This window comes from Paraflavitalea pollutisoli, assembly GCF_029360705.1.
Lineage (GTDB): Bacteria > Bacteroidota > Bacteroidia > Chitinophagales > Chitinophagaceae > Paraflavitalea > Paraflavitalea pollutisoli.
In genome coordinates this window covers 3,835,336-3,859,142 of sequence record NZ_JARKMX010000008.1, presented here as the reverse complement: position 1 = coordinate 3,859,142, position 23,807 = coordinate 3,835,336, and the positions used below count along the sequence as shown (strand labels likewise).

The 23,807-nt window shown below is 50.8% G+C and carries 17 protein-coding genes; 8 read left to right on the top strand and 9 right to left on the bottom strand.

The features are described from left to right. The first annotated feature begins 207 nt into the window (after window positions 1–207). The 7 genes from P2W70_RS29055 to P2W70_RS29025 all read left to right on the top strand — a co-directional run bounded on the left by P2W70_RS29055 (window position 208) and on the right by P2W70_RS29025 (window position 10,080). Window positions 208–1,413: an FtsW/RodA/SpoVE family cell cycle protein gene (locus P2W70_RS29055; protein ID WP_276485087.1), complete on the top strand. Its 1,206-nt coding sequence runs from the start codon at window positions 208–210 to the stop codon at window positions 1,411–1,413. Between the two features lie 54 nt (window positions 1,414–1,467). Then, the gene (murG, locus tag P2W70_RS29050; protein ID WP_276485086.1) at window positions 1,468–2,583 is read left to right on the top strand and encodes an undecaprenyldiphospho-muramoylpentapeptide beta-N-acetylglucosaminyltransferase; all 1,116 of its coding nucleotides are present in this window, start codon (window positions 1,468–1,470) and stop codon (window positions 2,581–2,583) included. 70 nt (window positions 2,584–2,653) lie between these two features. After that, the gene (gene murC, locus P2W70_RS29045; protein ID WP_276485085.1) at window positions 2,654–4,078 is read left to right on the top strand and encodes a UDP-N-acetylmuramate--L-alanine ligase; all 1,425 of its coding nucleotides are present in this window, start codon (window positions 2,654–2,656) and stop codon (window positions 4,076–4,078) included. Window positions 4,079–4,177: 99 nt separating this feature from the next. After that, window positions 4,178–5,263 (top strand): cell division protein FtsQ/DivIB, encoded by a 1,086-nt coding sequence (locus P2W70_RS29040; protein ID WP_276485084.1) that lies wholly within the window; start codon window positions 4,178–4,180, stop codon window positions 5,261–5,263. Window positions 5,264–5,478: 215 nt separating this feature from the next. Beyond that, on the top strand, window positions 5,479–6,873 hold the full coding sequence (gene ftsA / locus P2W70_RS29035) for a cell division protein FtsA (protein WP_276485083.1): 1,395 nt from the start codon (window positions 5,479–5,481) through the stop codon (window positions 6,871–6,873). A gap of 200 nt (window positions 6,874–7,073) precedes the next feature. Next, window positions 7,074–8,975 carry a cell division protein FtsZ gene (gene ftsZ / locus P2W70_RS29030; protein ID WP_276485082.1) on the top strand — a complete coding sequence of 634 codons (1,902 nt, stop codon included), beginning with the start codon at window positions 7,074–7,076 and terminating at the stop codon, window positions 8,973–8,975. A gap of 172 nt (window positions 8,976–9,147) precedes the next feature. Continuing rightward, window positions 9,148–10,080 (top strand): TIGR01777 family oxidoreductase, encoded by a 933-nt coding sequence (locus P2W70_RS29025; protein ID WP_276485081.1) that lies wholly within the window; start codon window positions 9,148–9,150, stop codon window positions 10,078–10,080. A 72-nt stretch (window positions 10,081–10,152) separates the two neighbouring features. Here P2W70_RS29025 and P2W70_RS29020 read toward each other — a convergent pair whose 3' ends face one another. The 9 genes from P2W70_RS29020 to P2W70_RS28980 form a co-directional block, all read right to left on the bottom strand. Next, entirely contained in the window at window positions 10,153–10,950 is a 798-nt protein-coding gene (locus P2W70_RS29020; RefSeq protein ID WP_276485080.1) for an ABC transporter permease, read from the bottom strand. A 2-nt stretch (window positions 10,951–10,952) separates the two neighbouring features. Continuing rightward, window positions 10,953–11,846: an ABC transporter ATP-binding protein gene (locus P2W70_RS29015; protein ID WP_276485079.1), complete on the bottom strand. Its 894-nt coding sequence runs from the start codon at window positions 11,844–11,846 to the stop codon at window positions 10,953–10,955. A 42-nt stretch (window positions 11,847–11,888) separates the two neighbouring features. Beyond that, window positions 11,889–12,551, bottom strand: coding sequence for a zinc metalloprotease (locus P2W70_RS29010; RefSeq protein ID WP_276485078.1), 663 nt, complete (start codon window positions 12,549–12,551; stop codon window positions 11,889–11,891). 276 nt (window positions 12,552–12,827) lie between these two features. Continuing rightward, window positions 12,828–15,233 (bottom strand): 3-hydroxyacyl-CoA dehydrogenase/enoyl-CoA hydratase family protein, encoded by a 2,406-nt coding sequence (locus P2W70_RS29005; protein WP_276485077.1) that lies wholly within the window; start codon window positions 15,231–15,233, stop codon window positions 12,828–12,830. Window positions 15,234–15,586: 353 nt separating this feature from the next. Then, window positions 15,587–16,465 carry an NAD(P)-dependent oxidoreductase gene (locus P2W70_RS29000; protein ID WP_476704114.1) on the bottom strand — a complete coding sequence of 293 codons (879 nt, stop codon included), beginning with the start codon at window positions 16,463–16,465 and terminating at the stop codon, window positions 15,587–15,589. A 113-nt stretch (window positions 16,466–16,578) separates the two neighbouring features. Continuing rightward, on the bottom strand, window positions 16,579–18,738 hold the full coding sequence (gene metG / locus P2W70_RS28995; protein WP_276485076.1) for a methionine--tRNA ligase: 2,160 nt from the start codon (window positions 18,736–18,738) through the stop codon (window positions 16,579–16,581). A gap of 128 nt (window positions 18,739–18,866) precedes the next feature. After that, complete coding sequence (locus tag P2W70_RS28990) at window positions 18,867–20,843, bottom strand: hypothetical protein (protein WP_276485075.1); 1,977 nt, start codon at window positions 20,841–20,843, stop codon at window positions 18,867–18,869. Continuing rightward, window positions 20,833–21,393 (bottom strand): RNA polymerase sigma factor, encoded by a 561-nt coding sequence (locus P2W70_RS28985; protein ID WP_276485074.1) that lies wholly within the window; start codon window positions 21,391–21,393, stop codon window positions 20,833–20,835. Before P2W70_RS28985 ends, P2W70_RS28990 begins: the two co-directional genes overlap by 11 nt. 184 nt (window positions 21,394–21,577) lie before the next feature. After that, window positions 21,578–22,444 carry a hypothetical protein gene (locus tag P2W70_RS28980; RefSeq protein WP_276485073.1) on the bottom strand — a complete coding sequence of 289 codons (867 nt, stop codon included), beginning with the start codon at window positions 22,442–22,444 and terminating at the stop codon, window positions 21,578–21,580. 257 nt (window positions 22,445–22,701) lie between these two features. Here P2W70_RS28980 and P2W70_RS28975 point away from each other — a divergent pair, with 257 nt between their 5' ends. Next, window positions 22,702–23,742, top strand: a complete 1,041-nt coding sequence (locus P2W70_RS28975; RefSeq protein ID WP_276485072.1) for a S66 peptidase family protein — start codon at window positions 22,702–22,704, stop codon at window positions 23,740–23,742. Window positions 23,743–23,807 lie beyond the last annotated feature (65 nt).

Sequence of the window (23,807 nt, the reverse complement as noted above, 5' to 3'; positions counted from 1 at the left end):
AAAGTGAATACGGGTTTTTAAGTCCGGAGAATATATCAGTGCAGTGTGGATTGTGGAAGATGAGTTGATGCCATGTGGAGCAAGCAAGTGTAACAATAACAGGATCGGAAAGATCCTGTACGGAAGCAGGAGAAAAAGTAAATGAGCAACTCAAAAGATATAAGGTTTGACGAGATGGCTTCTATCGGGAGAAGCCCGGGAAGTCTTTTGAGCAGGACGAAGGGTGATAAGGCGATCTGGGCCATTGTACTGGTGCTGGCACTGGTGTCGATGCTGGTCGTCTATAGCTCTACGGGCCTGCTGGCTTATAAATACAATCGCGGGAATACAGAGATCTATCTGTTCAAGCAGATCATGTTCATCATTGTGGGCATGGCGGTGATCTACTTCTCGCATCGTGTGAATTACCAATTGTACTCGAGGGTGGCGAGGATATTGTTCCTGATATCCATTCCGCTCCTGGTGTATACACTGTTCTTTGGGGTAAAACTGAATGAAGGTAGCCGATGGATCAGGCTGCCTATCATCAATCTGACCTTTCAGACTTCCGACCTGGCCAAGCTGGCGCTGTTCATGTACCTGAGCCGCTTGCTGAGTAAGAAGCAGGACAAGATCAAGGATTTCAAGCAAGGATTCATACCGGTGATGTTACCGGTTGTTATTATATGTATACTCATTGCGCCTGCCAACCTGTCGACGGCATTGCTGGTGGGCGCCACGAGTATGTTGTTGATGTTCATTGGCCGGGTAAGTACCAAACACCTGTTGATGACGATTGGCGTAGTAGCTATTCCGGTGGTCTTCCTTGTTACCATTGCCGTAGCTTATTACGATAAAAGCGAAGGAAAAATGAAAGACCTGCCTGCTTTCCTGGAAGGGGGACGTATCCCTACCTGGATCAAGCGTGTGCAGAACTTTGTGTACGATAACAAATCGGCCGATAAGGACGATAACTACCAGATCAACCAAGCCAAGATCGCCATTGCCAAAGGCGGTATGCTGGGACTGGGACCGGGTAACAGTGAAACGAGAAATTTCCTGCCGCACCCTTATTCAGACTTCATCTTTGCGATCATCATCGAGGAGTACGGGATAGTGGGAGGGGCCTTCATCATATTGATCTACCTGCTATTCCTGTTGAGGAGTATCCGGGTATTCAGGAAATGTCCCTACGCATTCGGGGCCTTTCTGGCGTTGGGCCTGAGCTTCACGCTGGTGATCCAGGCGCTGATCAATATGGCGGTAACGGTAAACCTGTTTCCGGTAACCGGGGTCACGCTGCCGCTGGTGAGTATGGGTGGAAGTTCTTTCCTCTTTACCTGTTTGTCGATCGGGATCATCCTGAGTGTGGCGCGGAATGTGGAGCAGGCTGAAGGAAAGGCGATGGCAGAGGCGAAAGTGGCTGCGGAATAAATATGGTACTGGTTAATCAAACTATCATTTTGAGCACTGAACAATAGTAGCACATTGAACAAAAAGATCATTATAGCAGGAGGTGGTACCGGCGGGCATATATTCCCCGCGATAGCGGTGGCCAATGCCTTACGGAAAATAGACCCGGCTATCGAGATATTATTTATTGGTGCGAAGGGTAAGATGGAGATGGAGAAAGTGCCGCAGGCTGGTTACCCGATCGAAGGATTGGATATCGCCGGGTTCAACAGAAGTTCTTTGCTGAAGAATATCGGGCTGCCTTTCAAACTCCTGAAGAGTTTTTTCCAGGTACGTAAGATCATAGCTGATTTTATGCCCGATGCCGTGATGGGGGTGGGGGGCTATTCGAGCTTCCCGGTACTGCGTTATGCGCAGTCCAGGGGTATACCGACTTTTATTCATGAGTCGAATTCTTTTGCCGGCAAATCGAATATGATGCTGGGCAAGAAGGCGACAAAAGTATTTGTGGCCGGGGATGGTATGGAGAAATTCTTTCCTGCCGACCGCTTCCTGATCACGGGTAATCCTGTGCGCAGTGTGATCGCGGCCAACAATATTTCACGGGAGAAAGGCATGGAGTTCTTTGGATTGGATGCCAGTAAGAAGACGGTGTTGGCCACGGGCGGCAGCCTCGGTGCCAAAGGCATCAATGAAGCACTGGACGCGCAGATCGAGCTCTTTGCCAAAAACGATATTCAGCTGATCTGGCAAACCGGTAAGCCATTTGTGGAAAAGGCGAGTGAGCGGGCTGTGGAGAACCGGAACATCTGGGCCAATAGTTTTATTACCCAAATGGAGTTTGCCTATGCAGCGGCCGATGTCGTGATCTCACGCTCTGGCGCCATGGCCATTGCCGAGTTGTGTGTGGTGAAAAAGCCGGTTGTGCTGGTGCCTTTCCCGTTTGCGGCAGAAGACCATCAGACGGTCAATGCACAGCACCTGGTCGATAAGCAGGCTGCCATCCTGGTGAAAGACAGTGAGGCGAAAGATAAACTGGTAAATACGGTGATTGCCCTGGCAAAGAATGAAGCCCAGCAGGCCGTATTGCGGGAAAATATCGGCAAACTGGCCGTTACCAATGCCGACGAAGTGATTGCCCTGGAGATGCTAAAAGTGGTGGAGGCGAATATAAGGCAACAAGGAAACTAGGCAGCGAGGAAAAGCAAGAAAGGCAACAAGGAAAAATGAAGTGCAAACGGTCTTTTATAGATAGCCAATTATGATCGACTTTAAAGATATTCAGAAGGTTTATTTCATTGGTATTGGCGGTATCGGGATGAGTGCGCTGGCGAGGTATTTCAAGTTTCATGGCCGCTCGGTGAGTGGTTATGATAAAACGGAAACGCCGTTGACCCGTAAACTGGTGGAAGAAGGAATTCCCGTACACTACGAAGAAGACCTGTCGCAGGCGCCCACCGATGTGCAGTTGGTCGTGTATACACCGGCTGTGCCGAAAGCGCACAAAGAGTTGATCTATTACCAGGAACAACAATACCCCTTGCTGAAACGCAGTGAAGTACTGGGGTTGATCACCAATAGTTCTTTTAATATTTGTGTGGCAGGTACGCATGGAAAGACGACAGTCAGCACCATGACGGCCCATGTGTTGCGCGATAGTGGCTACGGTTGTAATGCTTTCCTCGGTGGCATTGCTGTGAACTACAACAGCAACTACTGGAGCAACGAAAGAAACGTGTGTGTGGTGGAAGCTGATGAGTATGACCGAAGTTTTCTGCGCCTGAGCCCGGATGTGGCCGTGATCACTTCTATGGATCCCGATCACCTCGATATCTATGGTACGCCGGAAGCGATGGAGGAAGCCTTTATCGAGTTCAGCGGAAAGGTAAAGCCAGGTGGCTGGTTGCTGAACAAGTTCAGCCTGGAGCGTTCGGGGGAGCTGAAGACGGCTAACCGGCTTTCGTATAGTTTGACAGATGACCGCGCCGATGTGTATGCTACGAATATCCGTAACCAGTATGGCAGTTATGAGTTTGATGTAGTGATGAAAGACTGGTCGTTGAAAGATATCGTGCTGAATATGGGCGGACTGCACAATATCGAGAATGTGATCGTGGCGATTACGGTCGCGCACAAGCTCGGCATTGAAGACGAGAAGATCAAAGCGGCGGTGGCCTCTTTCCGTGGTGTGAAGCGCCGGTTTGAGTACATCGTGAAAACGCCGGAAGCCACCGATCACGAGGCGATCGTTTTTGTAGACGATTATGCCCATCACCCGGAAGAGCTGAGAGCGTTGATCACTGGTGCCCGTAATCTTTTTCCGCATATGCACAGTACGGTGGTGTTTCAACCGCACCTGTTCAGCCGGACCAGAGATTTTGCAACCGAGTTTGCTGCGACGCTCGACATGGCAGATGAAGTGATCCTGTTGCCAATCTACCCGGCCCGGGAGCTGCCCATGGAAGGAGTGACCAGTGCGCTGATTCTCGGATCGATGAAGAATAAACACAAGCAGTTGCTCAGCAAAGAGGAGCTGTTGGAAACGATAAAAACAAAACTGGCGGGCGGCAACGCAGGCCAGGGTGCTACGGGCGGAAAGCGCGGTTGGCTGTTGATCACAGCCGGCGCCGGTGATATCGATGCCCTGGTGCAACCCATTAAAAAGATCGTTGAACCAAAGTCTTGATCCCGGGACTGCCGGGACAAATGGAACCCATCACCTGACCAGTTGGTTGTTGATGGGCACTTTGAATAGAATATGAAAGGGAAGCGTCATATCAGGAGGATGTTGATTTTCGGTGGCTGGACCATCGTGGCAGCCGGCGTGCTGGTGCTGCTGGTAGCGGCTATCCGCAACCGCAAAGAGAAGGTATGTGCCGGATATGAGATCTCGCTGGCGGGTGGAGATGGTCAGTGGTTCATGAATAAGAAGGAGGTGGTAGAGATACTATCGAATAACGGTTCGGTATCCCTGAAAGGTCGTGCCCTGGAGCGCTTCGACCTGCGCAAGATGGAGGACAAGTTGCAGAAGAATGTATGGATCCGTGATGCGGAACTGTTCTTTGATAATAACCAGGTATTGCAGGTGAAGATCACCGAACGTGAGCCCATCGCACGGATCTTTACTGCTGGCGGGAACAGTTTTTATATAGACAGCAGCTGTGCAAAGCTTCCGTTATCGGATAAGGTGTCGGCGAGGTTGCCGGTATTCACTGGTTTTCCTTCCGACAAAGAGCGGTTCGCTAAATCAGACAGTTTACTGGTGCAGCACATCAAACAGGTCAGTCTGTTCATTCAGCATGATCCTTTCTGGATGGCGCAGATCGCACAGACCGATATCCTCCCTGATAAAAGATTCGAGATGATGCCCATGGTCGGCAGCCACGTCATCGAGTTTGGGGATGGCAGTGATTACGAAAAGAAGTTTGGCCGATTGCTGCAGTTTTACAAGTTGGTATTGAGCAAGACCGGTATGGATATATATGATCGCCTGAATGTTCAGTTTGACCGTCAGGTGGTGTGCATCAGGAAAGGAACTTATGTGGCCCGCATCGATTCGGCCCAGGCCGCCAGAACCATTCAGAGTCTGGCTACCTCTGCCCAACGGGCCATGAGTGATTCAGCAGCGCGGCAGCCCACGAGCGGACAGGGCATGTTGACATCGGTGAATACTTCACCGGCCAAAAGTCCGACGACTGAAAAACCACCCATATCCGTAGCGAACGTATCGAAGCGAACGAACAACTCCCCGAAAACCCCTCCTGTGAAAGGCCGATCCTATGAAAACAGTAAGAGCGCCAAAAAGAACAATGTGGCGAAGCCGGCAGCAGGCAAGAGACAGGCGAAAGCAGTGATGCCGAAGCGGGCGTAGGAAAGTCTGAAGGAGCGCGTAAGAACAAAGGAAGTATCCTGGTTACTCTATGAAAACAACGGACCGCGACGACCGGGGTCCGAACGGCAGGCCCTCCCTGTATGGACAGGAAGCCCCGTAATAAACCGACGTCGGGTTACCCGCAGGATCTTGGATCCCGTGTGCAGCAGGAAAGTGCAACTAATCAATATACCAACAACTAAAAACAGGATAGCATGAACAACGAGCAACAACCCATCATTGTCGGCCTGGACATCGGGACGACGAAGATCGCAGCGATTGCCGGCCGGAAGAACGAATTCGGCAAGCTGGAGATCATTGGATTTGGCCGCGCCAACTCCAATGGTGTGAAGCACGGACAGGTATTGAACATCGACGAAACCATCAAGGCCATTCAAATGGCTTTGGACAACTGTTATACTTCCAACCCCAACCTGGAGATCAGCGAGGTGTATGTCGGTATTGCAGGTCATCACATCAAAAGCCTTCAAACCCGTGGTGATATCGTACGTCACCAGACCGAGGAAGAAATTACGCAAAAGGAGATCGATCAATTGGTCGGTGACCAATACAAAACTTATATCCCTGCCGGTGATCAGATCATCGATGTGATCCCGCAGGAGTTTACGGTAGATAATTTTCAGAACATCCCCAACCCGATCGGGTATGGTGGTGTGAAGATCGGTGCCAACTTCCACATCATTACCGGCGATAAGAATGCTATCCGCAACATCAGCCGTTCGGTAGAGAAGAGTGGCCTGATCACCAAGGACCTCGTGTTGCAGCCTCTGGCTTCTGCCGCGGCCGTTATGGGGCACGAAGACCTGGAAGCGGGTGTAGCCATCGTTGATATCGGTGGTGGTACTACCGATCTGGCTGTTTTCTACGAAGGTATTCTCAAGCACACCGCGGTGATCCCGTTTGGTGGAGAGAATATCACCAATGATATCAAGACTGGTCTGGGTGTATTGAAAACGCAGGCAGAACAAATGAAGGTGCAGTTTGGTAGTGCGCTGGCCAATGAGGCCCGCGGCAATGCCTTCATCACCATCCCTGGCCTGCGTGGTATGCCTGCCAAAGAGATCAGTGTGAAGAATCTGGCCAATATCATCCAGGCTCGTATGAGTGAGATCATGGACTTTGTAACCTATCACCTGAAGCAGGTAGGACTGGATCACCGCATGTTGAATGGCGGTATCGTATTGACCGGTGGTGGTTCTCAATTACGTCACCTGATTCAGTTGACTGAATATGTAACCGGTCTCAATGCCCGCATCGGTTTCCCGACGGAGCACCTGGCAGCCGGTCATATCGAAGAGCTGGCCAAGCCCACTTACTCTACCTGTATTGGTCTTATCCTGAAGGGATACAGCGATTATGAGCACAACCGCAAGCAGTTTGAACATCGTTTCCGTAAGGTAGAAGTGCCTGAAGGATTGCGCAAGACTGCCGAGGTAGAGGTAGAAGTAGAAGAAACCATTGTAACAACAGAAGAAGAAACACGGATAGAAAAGGTTAAGAACAACAGGAAAGGCATCAAAGATTTCTGGGGCAAATTCAAAGACGGCATCATCGACCTGTTTAAGGAAGAAGAAGATCACGCATTGTAAGATGCGTAGCTGTTAAGCTGGGTCAACCAGCTTTGCCAACGATTCTTTGAGCAAGGATTTCTGAACCGACCCCTACGTTAACAACATTTGGAGTGGTTATTGTTCCGGTACTCCTTGATTTTTTACTAACCTGTTAAATTCATAAGTCTCTGGATGGGCTTTCGGGAGAGCAAGGCCTGGTGAGACAAAAATAGAAAGCTATGATTCATTTTGATTTACCAAAGGAAAAATCATCCATCATCAAAGTCATTGGTGTTGGTGGTGGTGGTAGTAATGCAGTGAACCACATGTTCGCACAGCATATTGAAGGCGTCAACTTCATTATCTGTAATACGGACGCGCAGGCCATTGCACAAAGCCAGGTTCCTAACAAGATACAACTGGGGCCGCACCTTACCCAAGGGCTGGGTGCAGGCGCCAATCCGGATATTGGCCGTCAGGCTACTGAAGAGAGCCTGGAAGAGATCAGGCGTATACTCGAAGTGAACACCAAGATGGCGTTCATTACGGCTGGTATGGGTGGTGGCACCGGAACGGGTGGTGCGCCCATCATCTCCAAGATCTGCCGCGACCTCGGCATCCTGACCGTTGGTATCGTGACCACGCCATTCTCTTACGAAGGCAAGAAACGTCAATTGCAGGCGGAAGATGGTATCCGCGTGATGAAGCAATATGTGGATACCCTGCTGGTGATCAGCAACGATAAGTTGCGTCATCAATATGGTAACCTGAAAATGAAAGAGGCATTCAATAAGGCCGATAATGTACTGGCCACTGCTGCCAAATGTATCACAGATGTAATCAACAGCACTGGTCAGATCAACGTTGACTTTGCGGATGTATGCACCGTTATGCGCAATGGTGGTGTGGCTATCCTGGGTAATGCTTCTGCGGGTGGTGAAGACAGGGCACAACGTGCGATCGAAGACGCTATGAACTCTCCATTGCTGAACGACAACGAGATTAGTGGCGCCAAATGGATCCTCATCAACATCAACTCTGCCGAAGGCGAGCATGAGTTTACGATGGATGAGGTGGATATCATTCAAAACTACCTGTTGTCGCAGGCTGGTGAAGGCACCGATGTGATACTGGGTATGGGCTATGATAATTCTCTGGGCGACCAGATCGGTATTACCCTGATCGCAACCGGTTTTGAATACAAGGACCCTTTTACGAAGCGCGAGGCCAAGAAGACGGTGCCGAAGGCAGAGGAGAAGATCGTATTGTCTTTAACGAATCAGCCCGATCCAAAGGCTTTGGCTAAGCCTGCCGCTGAACCCAAAAAGGAGAAGCCGGCTCCACCGGCTATGCCTGAGATCAAAGAAGAACTGGCGCCTAAGCTGGTAGATCCGGAAGTGCCAGAACAGCCTGCGCAGAAGTTTACGCCATTGGAGCTTTTTACGAGCGATGAGCCTAGTAAAAATACTGTGGACAAAAAACCTGTGGTCAATCAGGAGTCGGAAAGGATCGAATGGGTACTTTCGCAACCATCCAAACCTGCCGAAACACCCGCAAACGTACCCCCACCGACAAATTCCAGTGCACAGCAAAGCCAACAGGCTTTTAAAAATAATTCTTCGGCGTCTGCAGCGTCCGGAGGATACCTGGCCAGGCCTACCAATATTTATGCAGAACCTAAGTCAGAAGAATCCATCCAAGAACATGCCCCTGTGAAGGAACCGGTCTTGCATACGAGTTCAAAACCAACCCAGGAAGCAGATCCTTCCAATGACATGCAACTCGTGTTCAAAGACGACATTCCAGCGGCGGAGGAGCCTGGGGCCCATCAAGCTCACCCAATTGTTATGGCGAATTCATCTGTTGAGGACCCTGCGCCGCAGGACGAAGCAGACGAGCAAAAACGCCGGGCGGCCGAGCGGATACAGAAATTACGTAATCTGTCATTCAACATCAACGGCGCCGATCCTAACAATGAGTTTGAAACTGTGCCGGCTTACATCCGCCGCAATTTGGAATTGTACAATACCATCAACAATGTAGAAAGCTTCTACAGCAATTACGAAGTCAAGGCCGACGAAAATAATAACGGGCAGATTTCTACCATCAATACTTTCCTGGATGGTAAGAAGCCTGATTAATTCTGTTCTGTACCTCAAGTCCCTGCAAAAAATAAAGTCTATTTAAACATGCAGCGATTGTTGTTTTTAGTTGTTTCCCTCCTGATTCCTCAGGAGGGATTTTTTTTAGGGGATGTCGAGGCGTAAGTTTTGTACCTTGAACCGCAAACCGTATTCACCAACTTTAGACCTTATGGCTACGATTCTCATAACCGGCGGAACAGGATTGGTCGGGAAGGCAGTGTCTCAATTATTGATCGACAAGGGGCATGATGTCATCGTGCTTTCCAGAGGCCAGGCTACGGCGGCCAAAGATCACTACCGGCAGGCGCATTGGGACCCTGATAAAGGGTTGATCGATGTGGCGGCTGTGCAGCAATCTGATTTTATCATTAACCTGGCAGGTGCCGGTGTGGCGGATAAACGTTGGTCGAAGAAACGTAAACAGGAGATCATCGACAGCCGGGTGCGTAGCGGCGAGTTGCTGGTTAAGACGCTGAAGGAAAATGACAACCAGGTCAAAGCGGTCATCAGCGCTTCGGGTATTGGCTGGTATGGTGGTGACGAAAAGCGGCCGCGCGATAAAGCTGCTTTTACCGAAACAGATCCTGTCGATCAGGCGTTTCTGGGTAAAACCTGCGAGCTGTGGGAGGGGAGTGTAGCCGGGGTTAAAGAACTGCCAGGTAAACGGCTGGTGATATTTCGGATTGGGGTGGCGCTCAGCAAACAGGGAGGTGCCTTTAAGGAGTTTATGAAGCCCGTACGGTTTGGTGTGGCAACCATCTTTGGCCATGGCCGGCAGGTCATTAGCTGGATCCATATCGATGACCTGGCGCGGTTGTTCCTGTTTGCCATCGAAAACCAACAGGTAGATGGGGTTTACAATGCTGTTGCTTCGCAACCGGTCACCAACAAGAACTTCATGCTGAAACTGGCGGAAAAAGTGAAAGGGCGTTTCTACATTCCTTTTTATGTTCCTTCGTTTGTATTGAAGATGGTCGTTGGTGGGTTGAGCATCGAGGTTTTGAAGAGTGCTACGGTCAGTAATACGAAGATCAGCCAGGCGGGGTTTCAATTCCTGTATCCGACGATCGAGCCAGCGCTGACTAACCTGACAAAAAAATAAACGACAGCGCTGTTGTTGTGAGGCACTGCCGTTATATATCTATAAGTGATGCCCCGAGCGGGGCATTTTGTTTTATAGGTCGTCCGTTTCGAATTTGCGGATGGAGAAGTATACATACGCAGAGAGATACACGAGCACCAGTACCAGCATTACGGTCGGGTTGGCGGGCTCAAATACACGCTTTTGTACATTTTGCAGAATGGGCAAGGGGATCAGCTCATCGCTGGATTGCAGTGGCAGGAACTGCCCCAGGTTGTCTCCTCTGAAATTCAGGAAAACACGGATCACGTTTTCAATGATCAGTGAGTACAGGAAATAGATACCGATGGCGAGTCCGCCTCTTTTAACGATCACGGCGATGAGCAGCGCGACCATCGTATAGCTACAGGCCTGCAGGAAATAATAGGGAATGTATTGAAAGCTATCAAAGCTTAGCGATGAACCACTGGCAAAACCAAAGATGGCAGCGGTAATCGTCACAAAGACGGTGGAAACCGCCGACAAGATGAATGCCAGCGCGATCTTGACCGAGATGTATTCCCGCCGGTTCCATCCGTCGATGATATTTTGCCGGTGCGTACGAAAGCTGTATTCATTGGTGAGACAGATCACCAGCAGCAGGCCGGGTATGAAGAGCAGAAAGCTCGATACATATGCTGTCATTTGCCAGGTGATCGGAAAGGAGTAGGGGGTGCGGCCCAGTATCATCTCTGCCATGCCCTGGCCTTCCTTGGCTTCATATATGGTTTGCTGTATCCTGAATACAATGAGGTTGAGACCGAGTATGCTGAAGATGTACAATCCGGACAATATCCAGAACGTACGATAGTTCTTTAGCTTCAGCCATTCTATTTTGAGTAGTTGCAACATGATCAATTCTTGTTTTGGGTAAGTTCAAAGAATTTGGCTTCCAGGCTCTTTTTGCGCAGGCGCAGGTGATTGAGCGTCACCCCTCTTTCAAAACAAAAGCGGTTGATGGCTTCCAGGTCGGCGGTGCCTGGCGAGAAAGCTACTTCCAAATGTCCGTTGAGACTTGTTTTGCCGCCGCCGGGATATTGCTGTAGGATCGATAGCAATTGGCTGCTATCCGCCGCACCTGCTTCCACGATGTCTTCCTGGGCCAGTATCTCATCGACATGACCATGGGTGATGAGGGTGCCTTTCTGCAGGATGGCCACATGGGTACACACTTTCTCTACTTCATCGAGCAGGTGACTGGCCATGATGACTGTCTTTCCTTCTCCATTCAGTTTCTTGATGAGTTCGCGGGTTTCGGCGATGCCTACGGGGTCGAGGCCGTTGGTTGGCTCATCGAATATCATCACTTCGGGATTGCCCAGCAGGCAGGAGGCCAGGGCCAGCCGTTGCTTCATCCCCAATGAATAGGTACTGAACTTATGGTATTTGCGCTGGTCGAGGTTGACCAGTTGCAGTACCCGGTCTATATCCTCTTTACCATGCCCTTTGATGGCGGCGGCAATTTCGAGGTTTTGTACTGCATTGAGGTAATGGTAGAAATTGGGTGTTTCGAGGAAGGTGCCGATCCGCTTGCGGTGTGTTGGATTGGGGACTTCGTCGAATAGTTTGACCGAGCCGGAAGTTGCCCGCAGGATATCGACGATGATGCCCAGCAGGGTGGTTTTGCCGCTTCCATTGGGCCCCAGGATGCCAAATACGGAACCCTTTGGTACGGTAAAGCTCACGCCTTTGAGGGCCTGTACATTTGTATAGGTCTTATGCAGGTTCTCGACGGTAAGTATGGCCATGTAAATACTGTTTGTATATAAGTTGCTGATTATCGGATAATGTTACACGTCTTCGGGCCGGTGTTTTTGGTGGTACAGGCTGGAAAATGCTCCCACGAGGGCTCGGTCACGGTGATCGAAGTCGAGTTTATGCAGTTTGAGGGTGTCGATATCTGCCTGGTACACTTTGCGGTATTGCGGATCGAGGGTGCCGCCATTGGTACCCGCGGCAGCGGCGGGATTGTATTGGAAATTCGGATCACACAGGGTGCCGCGTGGGTACATGATGCCCGGTAAACCGCCTCCGCGCAGGTCCAGCACACGGGGATGGACAAGGCCAAGGGTATGTCCGTATTCATGTGCAATGGTCGTTGGTGTTTGCAACAGATTGGCCAATTTCAGGTATCCTGTGTTGCTACCGATCTCATCGACATACGAAATATCGCCTACCACAAAGTTCTCTATCCGGAAGTAGTTGAGTCGTGGCTGGTCGTTGTACCAGACCTTTTCGGGATCGAGGTCGGGCGCGTAGTATCCTTCTACTTCGAATTTAACCAGGTAATCTTCATGCCGGATCTTTGCCGTGCCCCGGGGTTCATTCCAGCAACGGGCGATATCATCTGCTATCTGAATGGCGAGGTTGGCGGTAGCCTCCTCTCCATAGAAATAAAAGGCGGAGCGAATGATCAGCTCCCGGGACGATCGAATTAGTTCGGCTTCTCCCATGGATTGGCACTTTGGTGTGGTTGGGCGATAAAGGTCTTCCAAGATATTGATAATCTGTGCAACCGCCAAGTAAACAGGGATAAAGGGTAGGCGAGTGACCCTACCCTGGCCTTTTTCTATCCTACGGATACTCCCAAGGAGTACTCCTCTATAAGTACTCTATAACTTTTATCCCCGCCTGGGCAGTGTACGCACAAAAAAAGGGCGTAACGGTGATCGTTACGCCCGGGCTTTCTCATGTGACCCTTTGTAATGGAATGTGTAACAAAGTCGTATTTAGTTGCGTACCGGCTTACCGCCTTTGAGTACGCTTTGTATTCTTTCGAGTGTCTTCTTTTCTCCGCAAAGACTCAGGAAAGCTTCTCTTTCCAGGTCGAGCAGGTACTGTTCGGAAACCAGAGATTGCTCGCTCAGGTCACCTCCGCACATCACGTAGGCCAGCTTTTTGGCTACGGCTACATCATGGTCGGTTGCGTATCCGGCGCGCCACATACCGTTGATACCGGCATACAGGGCTCCCAATGCTGAACGGCCCAGTACTTTTACATCCGTACGTTGTACAGGTGTTACGTAGCCACTATCATAAATTTCGAGAACACTTTTTTTAGCTTCTGCAATGCGGCGACCCTGGTTCAGGACTACTTCGTCATGTCCTTTGCGCAATATGCCGAGATCAAAGGCCTCGGCGGCAGAAGTGGCTACTTTGGCTGTAGCAATCGTGAGAAAGCGGTTTTTCAAGGTAATGGTTTCCGGCTCATCTTCGTGCATTTCGTCGGCCGCACGAAGGGCGAATTCTTTGGTACCACCGCCGCCGGGGATCAATCCAACCCCGAGTTCTACCAGGCCGATATAGGTTTCGGCTGCAGGACAAACTTTGTCGGCGTGCAGGCTCAGTTCGCAGGCGCCTCCCAGTGATAACGCATGGGGAGCAACGACTACCGGAATCGCTGAGTAACGGGCCCGCATCATCGTATTCTGGAAGAGGCGGATGGCCATGTCAAGCTCATCGTATTCCTGCTCGATGGCCAGCATGAAGATCATGCCCACATTTGCACCGGCGCTGAAGTTAGCACCTTCATTGGCAATCACCAAACCCTTGTACTTATTTTCTGCGAGTGCAATGGATTTTTGTATCCCTTCCAGTACTTCTCCGCCGATGCTGCCCATTTTGGTATACCACTCCAGGCCGAGTACATCGTCGCCCAGGTGGTAAGTACGGCAGGAGCTGTTTTTCCAAACGGTCTGGTTTTCAAAGTTTTTCATGACCAGGAAGGCTTCTCCGCCAGGTATGGCTTTGTACCCCTTCGAGGCGATATCATAATAAAGCCTTTTGCCATTCTCTACTTTAAAGAAAGTTTTAATGCCGGCAGCCAGCATCTCCTGTACCCAGCCTGCTACGGAGTAACCAGCATCCTGCATTTTCTTAGCAGTGCTTTCTACACCCAGTACATCCCAGCTTTCGAAGGCTCCGATCTCCCAGCCAAAGCCCGCCATCATGGCGTCGTCGACCCGGTAGATGTCATCGCTGATCTCTGGTATGCGGTGGGAGATATACGAGAATAGACCGTAATGGAACTGGCGAAAGAAGTCGCCCGCTTTATCCATACCGGTACACAGTGCTTTCAGTCTTGTTTTGAGATCGTCGATGGGTTTGGCCGCTTCTACCGTAGCAAACTTTGGTTTCTTGCGGGCTTCGTACTCCATCGTCTGCAGGTTGAGTACGAGGATCTCTTTTTCGCCGCCACCGCCCTTGGTCTTTTTGAAGAAGCCTTGTCCGGTCTTGTCGCCCAGCCATTTGTTCTCGACCATTTTATCGAGCCAGGCGGGGATCTCAAACGACTTACGGGCCTCGTCGGCGGGGCAGTTCTCGTATACACCTTTCGCTACTTTCACCAATGTATCGATACCTACGACATCGGCTGTGCGGAAGGTGGCCGATTTGGGTCTGCCGATGATGGGACCTGTAAGGGCATCGATCTCGTCGATGGTGAGTCCCATTTTTTCTACCAGTCCGAAGATAGCCATGATACCGTATACGCCAATACGATTGGCGATAAAGGCAGGCGTGTCTTTACACAGCACGGTTGTTTTGCCCAGGTACAGGTCGCCGTAATGCAACAGGAAGTCGACCACGGCCGGGTCTGTATGCGGTGTTGGAATTATCTCCAGCAAGCGCAGGTAACGTGGCGGGTTGAAGAAGTGGGTGCCACAGAAATGTTTTTTGAAATCTTCGCTCCGGCCTTCTGCCATCAGGTGGATGGGGATACCGGAGGTGTTGGAAGTGATGAGGGTGCCGGGCTTGCGGTATTGTTCTACTTCGGCAAATACCTGTTGTTTGATATCGAGCCTTTCTACGACTACTTCGATCACCCAATCACAGTCGGCAATATCCTTCATGTTGTCGGTGAAGTTGCCGGTCTTTATTTTCTTCAGTGCATCTTTAGTATAGAGGGGAGAGGGATTGGATTTGACAGCTGCCGTGAGGGCATCGTTCACGATCCGGGTCTTCACGGCCGGATGATCGGCGGTCAGTCCCTTGGCTTTTTCGGCGTCTGTCGGCTCCTTGGGGGCAATATCCAATAAGAGCACTTGCAATCCTATTCCTGCAAAATGACACGCAATCCTTGATCCCATGACGCCACTACCCAATACGGCGACCTTCTTGATGAGGCGTTTTGACATAGAATAATTAGTTAGTTAAACAACTATTTTACCCGAAGATAATACAATTGCCCGAATAATAAAGGGGTGTTCCCGAGGCTTAATATGGCCTGGTGGTGCTCGTTTTTTCCGCTCCGTATTCATTGTTGAACCCCTTCTTCACCCCGGCGGCCGGGGACGAACAGCGGACCTACACTGGACCTATACCGGACCTAAAGCGCGGCATGTGCTCGGCACTGGCTCGGCACCAGCTCGGCATGAGCTCGGCAGTAAATCGGAGGGCGCTGGCGACCTACTTTGTATCATTCTGATTATCAGTATACATCGCTAGCTTTTACGCTCTCCGGACAGGTCGGCTTTCGGCAGTCTGAAGCTTACCCTCCGCTACTGATTCCGCCCTCGGCGACAGCACTCCAGTCGATCTCACTTTGTCCGCTACTGACGAGCTGTGCCAGGTGGCTTTTCAGCAATTCGGCCAGGGGAAGCGATTGGCCGGTTTTTGTACCCTGGTCCAGTACCAGGTTGAGGTCTTTGAGGCCGAGGCGTGCCGTGAAAGCGGCCGGTTCATATTGCTTGTTGAGGATGATCCTGCTGTAGTTCTGGTAAATGGGGGCGTTGAAGATCGTTTGGCCAAACATCTCCCACATCTTGTGCGCATCGATGCCACTGGCCTGGGCCAGGCGGATGCTTTCGCCAATTGCCTCCATCGCTGAAGCAATGAGGAAGTTGCCACTGATCTTGATCGTATTGGCCGTGAGGATATCATCACCAAATTCCCACACCCCTGCACCACCGGCGGCTTTCAACAACGGGGTAGCTGTTGTCCGCGCATCCTGTGGACCGGAGATGACGAAGTTGAGTTTGCGGGCGGTGGCTGCATCGGGGCGTCCGAATACGGGTGCCGATAAATAGTGCTGGCCTTTTGCCTCGTGCAGGGCTGCCAGATCACCAGCTGTTTGAGCCAGTATCGTGCTCATAGATATATGCAGGCTGCCGGCGCGCAGGTGTTGCAGCAGGCCATCTTCACCGGTGGTCACCGCCTTCAGGGCGGCATCATCGGCTACCATGGTGAATACGATGTCGCAGGCTTTCGCCAGTTCGGCTACACTGGTGGCGATCTTCGCGCCTTTATCCGCCAGCGGTTGTGCTTTGCTCGCTGTGCGGTTGTACACGACCAGCGTATGACCACTGTCGATGATGTTTTGTGCGATGGGAGTGCCGAGGCTGCCCAGTCCGATAAATCCGAGTTGCATAGTGCTGTGTTTAATGCGTAAAGTACTAAAATGGGTATTGACAGATGAGGCTACCAACAAAAAAAAGCCCTGCTGGTTGAGCAGGGCTGTATAAGAGATGACACTTTATACGATTAACTTACTCCTGATCCCTCATCCACTTTTGTGTTGGGGTTGACAAAGTGCAGTTTGCCGGCTTTGTCTTCTGCCATCAGGATCATGCCATTGCTCTCGATACCCCTCATTTTACGAGGCGCGAGGTTGGTAACGACGACTACTTGCTGACCTACGATGGCTTCTGGCTGAAAGTGCAGCGCGATGCCCGATACGATGGTGCGTTTTTCAAAGCCCAGGTCTACTTCCAGCTTCAGCAGTTTATCGGCCTTGGCGACTTTTTCGGCAGCCACGATGGTCCCTACTTTCAGGTCGATCTTTGCGAAATCGTCGTATACGATCTCTGGCTTCACCGGGCTGGCGGTTTCTTCCGTGCTGGTAGCGGTTGCTTCCGTGGTGGCTTCTTTATCAGCTGCCTTGGCAGCATATTTGGCATCCTTGGCGGCCTTCTTCGCAGCAGGATCTACGGTAGCAGCTGGTTTCACCATATTGGCTTTCAACTTTTCGATCTGTGCTTCTATTTCAGATGCTTCTATTTTGCGGAACAGCAATTGCGGTTCGCGCAAGCTATAGCCTACGCTCAGTAATTTGGTTTTACCGGCGTTTTCCCATTCGAGCATCTTGTCTACTACCTTCATCATGTGCAGCATCTTCTTTGCCGTGAAAGGCAGGAAGGGGTTGATCATGACGGCGAGGTTGGCGGTCAACTGCAGGCAAATGTGCAGGCAGTTATCGATCAGCTTTTGCTTTTCGGGATTCTCTGCGAGGCTCTTGGCAACGATCCAGGGTTCTTTGTCCTGCATATATTTGTTGCCTTTGCGCGACAGGTCGATCACTTCAAAAAGGGCTTCGCGGAATTTGTATTGTTCCAGCAATGTTTCTACCCTTGTTTTGGTTGCCTCGAATTCGGCCAGCAAATCCTGGTCTGCTTTATCCGCGACATCTGCATGTAAGGGTGGTACTTTGCCGCCACACAGTTTGTGCATGAGCACAAAGGCACGGTTTACAAAGTTGCCGAAGATGGATACGAGCTCGCTATTGTTTCTTTCCAGGAAATCTTTCCAGGTAAAGTCATTGTCTTTTGTTTCCGGTGCATTGGCACAGAGCACATACCGCAACACGTCCTGCTGATCGGGGAAGTCTCTCATGTATTCGTCTACCCACACGGCCCAGTTGCGGCTGGTAGATACTTTCTCGCCTTCCAGGTTTAGGAACTCGTTGGCAGGTACGTTCTCGGGTAAAACAAAATCGCCGTGCGCTTTCAGCATCGCCGGGAAGATGATGCAATGGAATACGATATTGTCCTTGCCAATGAAATGCACCAGCTTGGTATCGTTCTGTTGCCAGTAATCGGCCCATTGTTCTGTCAGTTCCTTGGTGGCGCTGATATACCCGATGGGCGCATCGAACCATACATACAATACTTTTCCTTCTGTATCGGGCAGGGGTACTTTTACGCCCCAGTTGCTATCGCGGGTCATGGCACGCGGCTGCAGCCCATTGTCGATCCAGGATTTGCACTGGCCATAGACGTTGTTCTTCCATTCCTTATGTCCTTCCAGCAACCACTCCTTTAGCCAGGGTTCATAATTCTGCAGCGGCAGGTACCAATGTTTGGTTTTTCTTTTTACCGGCACGGCATCGCTGAGCGTACTGCGTGGGTTAATCAGTTGTTCGGGACTCAGTGTCGATCCGCATCGTTCGCACTGGTCGCCATAGGCATTTTCATTGCCACAGATGGGGCAGGTGCCTACGATATAGCGATCAGCGAGGAAGGCATTGGCCTTCTCATCATAATACTGTTCGGATTCCTTTTCCTCGAATTTGCCTTCATCGTACATCTTTTTGAAGAAGTCAGAAGCCGTTTGGTGGTGAACGGGATTGGAGGTACGGGAATAGATATCGAACGAGATACCCATATCGCGGAAGGTATCTCCCATGAGTTTGTGGTATTTGTTGACGACGGCCTGTGGGGTAGTGCCTTCGCGCATTGCCCGGATCTGGATGGGTACGCCGTGTTCATCACTGCCACAAATGAATTTGATATCGCGTAAGCGGGCGCGCTGGTAGCGCACATAAATGTCGGCCGGAAGGTAACAACCTGCCAGGTGCCCGATGTGGATGGGGCCGTTGGCATAGGGTAATGCGGCGGTTACCAGGTATCTCTTAAAGTCTGTCATTGTCAAATCGTCTTTTACTTCATAAAATGGGCATGTCCCCTACGGACTGTCGTGGTTGCCGCAAATGTCCGCAAAAATAACTATTTGACAGGTAATGGGGAAATGGGGTGTGGTATTGCCCCACTGCGTTATGGCAGTGCGGCGGATAATGCCTGTAATTGTTGTTTGAATTGGTCGGGCGTGGTTTCTTCAAACGTCATGGAGGGAATCTCGTCTTTATTGGTATTGAAATCCTGTATACACGACATGACCTTTCCGTTTTTTACCCCCAGGCAAAGCAGCTTTACCGGCTCATCCTTTGGAATGCGGCCAAAGTTGATCTTGTTGCCCTTCGGCGTGCCATTGAGCACCGATTTGTACCGTGTGAAGATGAGGTGGGTAACCATTGTGCTGGTTTCAAACCCCTTCCCTGGATTGAAGGCGAAAAGCATATTGGGGATGGTCCGGCGGCTGTATTTATCGCAGTTGAACCAGCCGAGGGAGTTGATGGTGAATTTATATTTATTGATTATCTGCGGTGCATTTGCCCGGCGCACACTGTCTGCACGTAGTTTTTCCAGCATCATCAGGCTGTCTGCCGGCGCCAGCAATTTTTTGCGCAATGCCTGCCGGAAGGTCATTTCTACCGAATCTCCCGCAATAGCTGCCAAATCCGCGCCATACCGGTATCGCGCCACGGGTGTTGGATCCACCCGTTTGATCTTTACCCTGTCATAGTACCCATTGCTATTGTCGATGATCAGTTTCTTCATCTCTTTGTCGGATCGGGGGCACCGTTTTGACACATACATATAGGCGGTGAACCGCCTTTTGCCATGGTGTACTTTATAGGGGTCACCATAGGGATTGAATACCTTGATCGTTTGCTCCTGCACATGGTAGTTGAACAAAGACGATTGTAGCTGCCCTTCCGGTATCCAGTCGATATTCCCGTTCTCATCGGCTTCCAGCTTCTTGAAATGTACGGTATCGATCATACGGTTTTCGACAAAGGCAGCTCTGTACGCATCCTTCAGGCTGCTGCGGGTACCGCGAAACAATTGCATTTCGGGGTCGAAATGGGGAGCAGGCATTTCCAGCTGAATAGATTTGCCGTAGGCGATATTGACAGGCTTGCCGTTGCTGTGCGCCGTGAGCTTAACCATACCATTTGAAATCAACTGTTCTTCGCCGCTGGTGGTGGTCAGCTTCGCTGCCAGCATGTCTTCGTAGGTGTAATACTCTTCCAGAACCAGGGTGACCAATTGGTTTTTCAGCATTCCTGTATTGGTGGCAAATGAATGCGGAGGGATGATCAGTCTCGTGCCTTCACGACCGTTTAAAACCGTCTCCTTTTCCACATCCACCGTAAATACAGTGGCAGGCTTCGCCATGGTTTTGTAGAATGCATTGATCTGCTCGGCAGCCACGGAGGGTTTTGCGACTCCCTGTTCCACTGCTATTGCAGGGATCAGCTGCCCGTTGTTGTTGGTGGCTGCTGGTTCCAGGCGAATGGGCAATGGGTTGTTGTTGGTGACCGGTGGTTGCTGGTTGATGGTCAAATGTGCTGTCACGGTCTGGTTGGTCTGTTTGTCGAAAGGTGGGGCGGACAGATTCGGTTCAGATGCCGCTCCATGGTTGCGCACCTGCGCAACCGTTGCCCTGTTGGTATTGCCAGCGGGCTTTGCGGCGGGTTGACGACCGGCCATGGGGGTGCCCGATGAGGAGGGCTGTCGCACGCTGCCGGCATTTGATGATGTTGACTTACTATTGCTGGGGCTGCTCGCTTTTTGAGCCGGTATCGGGTTGGCGACCACAGTGCCCCGTGAGGATGTATTGGCTGTGGTAGCTGCCACCGCCTTGGTACGGGGTGTAGCTGCTTTTTTAGTTGACCGGACTGCGGTGATGGTTACCAGTGTAATGACCGTCACGATGGCAAATCCACCAAAGTATTTAACCACATGCCGGGATGACAACCAGCGGAACCCTCTGGGAGCGGGTTGTAGGGGTGGTGCCAGCAGCCCCCGCATGCGTTCCCATTGGATACCGGCGTCACCGGTATCGTGCTGGTATTCCTCTTCTTTTTTACGGAAGAAGTCGTCTATATTTTCCTGTTCAGATTGCATTAGAGTAGATTTCTTTTTTCAATAATGTATCGAGTTTATGTTTCAACAGGCGCCTGGCTTCATTGAGGTGCCATTTGGAGGTGCCGATCGCTATGCCGAGCATTTGTCCGATCTCTTCATGTTTGAAGCCGTCGAGCACGAAGAGGTTAAAGACAAGTGCGGTATTGCGGGGCAGCTCCTGTAGTAAGCGCATGACGTCGCTGGCAGAAAGCCGGTTATAGATGTCGGGATCGATGGCGTTGTTGTCGCCGGATACGATCTCCAGTGGTTGGTGGTTGAATTTGGCCTGCTTGCGCAAGTGATCGATGCAGGTATTGACCATGATGCGGCGTACCCATCCCATCCAGTCGCCCCGGCCCTGGTATTGGTGCAGGGTATTGAACACCTTGAGCATGCCTTCGTTAAACAGGGAGGCTGCTTCATCGGCATCCCTTGCGTAGCGGGTGCACAGTTTGATCATCCCGGTATAGCAGGTCTTGTACAGCGCCTCCTGGCTTTTGGGATCCTGCTTTTTACAGCCTTCTATGATGTCATCCCGGTTTGTTAACACGATTGGTGTGGATGGTTGGTGATGGTTGCGGGTTGCGCCTGGCACACGGTAGTCGGTCCTCTATCTATTGACGTAAGGCAGGAAGGCAATGGTTGGGAAATGACGAGAAATTTGGCCGGGAGGCAAAAAGAACGGTCTGGCCAGGGGCCAGACCGCATATTATCGTTGCAGGAAGCGCTGCCTCCTATTGTATTTTACTATCCAGTATGCTGGTACTTGTCTTCTTCGCAAACTCCTTGTTGTGCTTGCCGGTGGGCAGGGTAAAGCCCAGGTTGAGGATCAGTTCGTAGGTGCCGAATGCCTGTTTGGCGCGTCCCTCGTATACTTTCAGGTGGCTGTAGCGGGCATAGTCGAACTTCTGGGCAAACTCGAGGTAGGCATAGCGGAAGGCTGTCAGGCGAAAAGCCGTCTCGATGCCGGTATTCCAGCCCCCGATCTGAAAGCCGGGTTCGTTGGCCTGTCCAAAAAAGCTGTTTTCCACGTGGGGGATAACGGGACCTACACCTGCCTTGGCCAAGAGGTCCAGTTTCAGGTTGTTGGCAGGACCGGGTTGCACCAGGCGAAAACGCTTTACCAGGTTGAACAGCAGGAAGTTGGCCCCGTTGTTCAGGTAGTAGTAGGATCCGGTTGCTTCAGAAAATTCCCGTTGGCCATTGACTTTCTGACCGTTGATGGTGCCTTTCACGTTGACCTGCTGGCCATCGGTGATGATATACTTGGTGTGGTCGAAGTTGATTTCCAGCGCGAGGTCTTGCTTCTCATTGAAGAAATAACCTATGCGGTAATTGTATTGCGGAATGGTCATGGGTTTAGAGAACAGACCATCGTCCCAGCCTGGCCGGTCATGCGCTTTTACATGTACGAGCTTATAATCGTTGCCCAGGGAGGGTTGTTTAACGTGTACGGTGGAGCGGGTATACCATTCAGTATTGTACCCCCAGCTGAGGTAAAAGCTGCCATTTTTTACAAATTTCCAGTTGCTCTGCGCAGTTGCTGTTTGTTGGATGGCGGCCACCAGTACGGTAAGCGCTATCAGATACTTCCTTGCCATAGATTCGTTCGGTTCCTTACTAAAATAGAGTTTGGGTGTGCAAAGCTATATTGAATTTCTTTAATCCGGACTGCGTTAACATGTCAATTACGCTTCAAATCATGTCTGTTTTGCCGGACATGTCAGGTTTGGTGGACTAACAACTAACTGACAGAAATGTTAAACTTTATTTTTTCCGGTAGTAAATTGTGACCTTCCTGCGCAAAGCGGGTCAATCATTAGAAACGGCCTGTAGTGCCGGACGTAAAATCACTGACATGAACCGTAAGCATTTTCTTTCTTCTATATTGGCTACAGGTGCTTTGTTGCCAGCCATTCCGGGTGGAGCAACGCCCGCATTGTCGGGCGACGGGGCCAAAAAGCCGATAATACCCCCTTACCTGAAACCAGGTGATACGATCGGCATCACCTGTCCGGCCGGGTATATCTTGTTGAAAGACATCGAGCCAGCGATTGCCCAAATGAAAAGCTGGGGTTATAATGTTAAGGTAGGTAATACCGTCGGGCAGCGTGATGCTACCTTTGGCGGCACCGACGCAGAAAGGGCGGCTGATTTTCAGCAGCTGATGGATGACCACGAGGTGCAGGCGATCATGTGCGCCCGGGGCGGTTATGGTTTTGTGCGGATCATTGACCGGCTCGACTTTTCCCGCCTGGAATCAAGGCCCAAATGGATCATCGGGTTCAGTGATATCACAGTGCTGCATTGCCACCTCAGTCATCAATACGGCATTGCCTCCATCCACTCCAAGATGTGCAATAGCTTTCCGGACGATTGGTCCAAAGCTGACCCAGTGCAGATCGATACGATCCTTTCTATTAAAAAGGCTTTGTCGGGTGAAACCATGAAATATACAACAGGGCCTAATGCGTTCAATCGCGTGGGGTCGGCTACCGGCGTGCTGGTGGGCGGGAACCTGAAGACCATCGAAACGCTGGCGGGCAGTAAATCGGACTTGTTAACCGCTGGCAAGATCCTGTTCGTAGAAGATACAGGCGAATACCTGTACAGCATCGACCGGATGTTCTGGAACCTGTCGCGTACCGGTAAACTGGATAAACTGAAGGGACTGATCATTGGTGGGTTTAAAGTAAAGCCCGATGATCCGGGTGAAGAGTTTGGTCGTACAGTACCCGACATCGTGCTGGAGAAGGTCAAAAACTTCGACTATCCCGTGTGTTTCGATTTTCCGGTTGGGCATCAGAAGAACAATTTTGCTCTGAAGAGCGGGGCTGTACATACGCTGGAGGTAAATACGGAAGGCGTTACGCTGGTCGAAAACCGGGCTAAATCCTGATCCTATATCCGGTAATGCATGATTGACATGAAACTGATAGCGCCTCGATCCTTAACTTGCAACTA

Excerpts from the sequence above, each read along its gene's own strand:
- murC (WP_276485085.1), top strand. The coding sequence starts at position 2,654 with ATGATCGACTTTAAAGATATTCAGAAGGTTTATTTCATTGGTATTGGC.
- P2W70_RS29040 (WP_276485084.1), top strand. The coding sequence starts at position 4,178 with ATGTTGATTTTCGGTGGCTGGACCATCGTGGCAGCCGGCGTGCTGGTG.
- ftsA (WP_276485083.1), top strand. The coding sequence starts at position 5,479 with ATGAACAACGAGCAACAACCCATCATTGTCGGCCTGGACATCGGGACG.
- ftsZ (WP_276485082.1), top strand. The coding sequence starts at position 7,074 with ATGATTCATTTTGATTTACCAAAGGAAAAATCATCCATCATCAAAGTC.
- P2W70_RS29025 (WP_276485081.1), top strand. The coding sequence starts at position 9,148 with ATGGCTACGATTCTCATAACCGGCGGAACAGGATTGGTCGGGAAGGCA.
- P2W70_RS29020 (WP_276485080.1), bottom strand. The coding sequence starts at position 10,950 with ATGTTGCAACTACTCAAAATAGAATGGCTGAAGCTAAAGAACTATCGT.
- P2W70_RS29015 (WP_276485079.1), bottom strand. The coding sequence starts at position 11,846 with ATGGCCATACTTACCGTCGAGAACCTGCATAAGACCTATACAAATGTA.
- P2W70_RS29010 (WP_276485078.1), bottom strand. The coding sequence starts at position 12,551 with ATGGGAGAAGCCGAACTAATTCGATCGTCCCGGGAGCTGATCATTCGC.
- P2W70_RS29005 (WP_276485077.1), bottom strand. The coding sequence starts at position 15,233 with ATGTCAAAACGCCTCATCAAGAAGGTCGCCGTATTGGGTAGTGGCGTC.
- P2W70_RS29000 (WP_476704114.1), bottom strand. The coding sequence starts at position 16,465 with ATGCAACTCGGATTTATCGGACTGGGCAGCCTCGGCACTCCCATCGCA.
- metG (WP_276485076.1), bottom strand. The coding sequence starts at position 18,738 with ATGACAGACTTTAAGAGATACCTGGTAACCGCCGCATTACCCTATGCC.
- P2W70_RS28990 (WP_276485075.1), bottom strand. The coding sequence starts at position 20,843 with ATGCAATCTGAACAGGAAAATATAGACGACTTCTTCCGTAAAAAAGAA.
- P2W70_RS28980 (WP_276485073.1), bottom strand. The coding sequence starts at position 22,444 with ATGGCAAGGAAGTATCTGATAGCGCTTACCGTACTGGTGGCCGCCATC.
- P2W70_RS28975 (WP_276485072.1), top strand. The coding sequence starts at position 22,702 with ATGAACCGTAAGCATTTTCTTTCTTCTATATTGGCTACAGGTGCTTTG.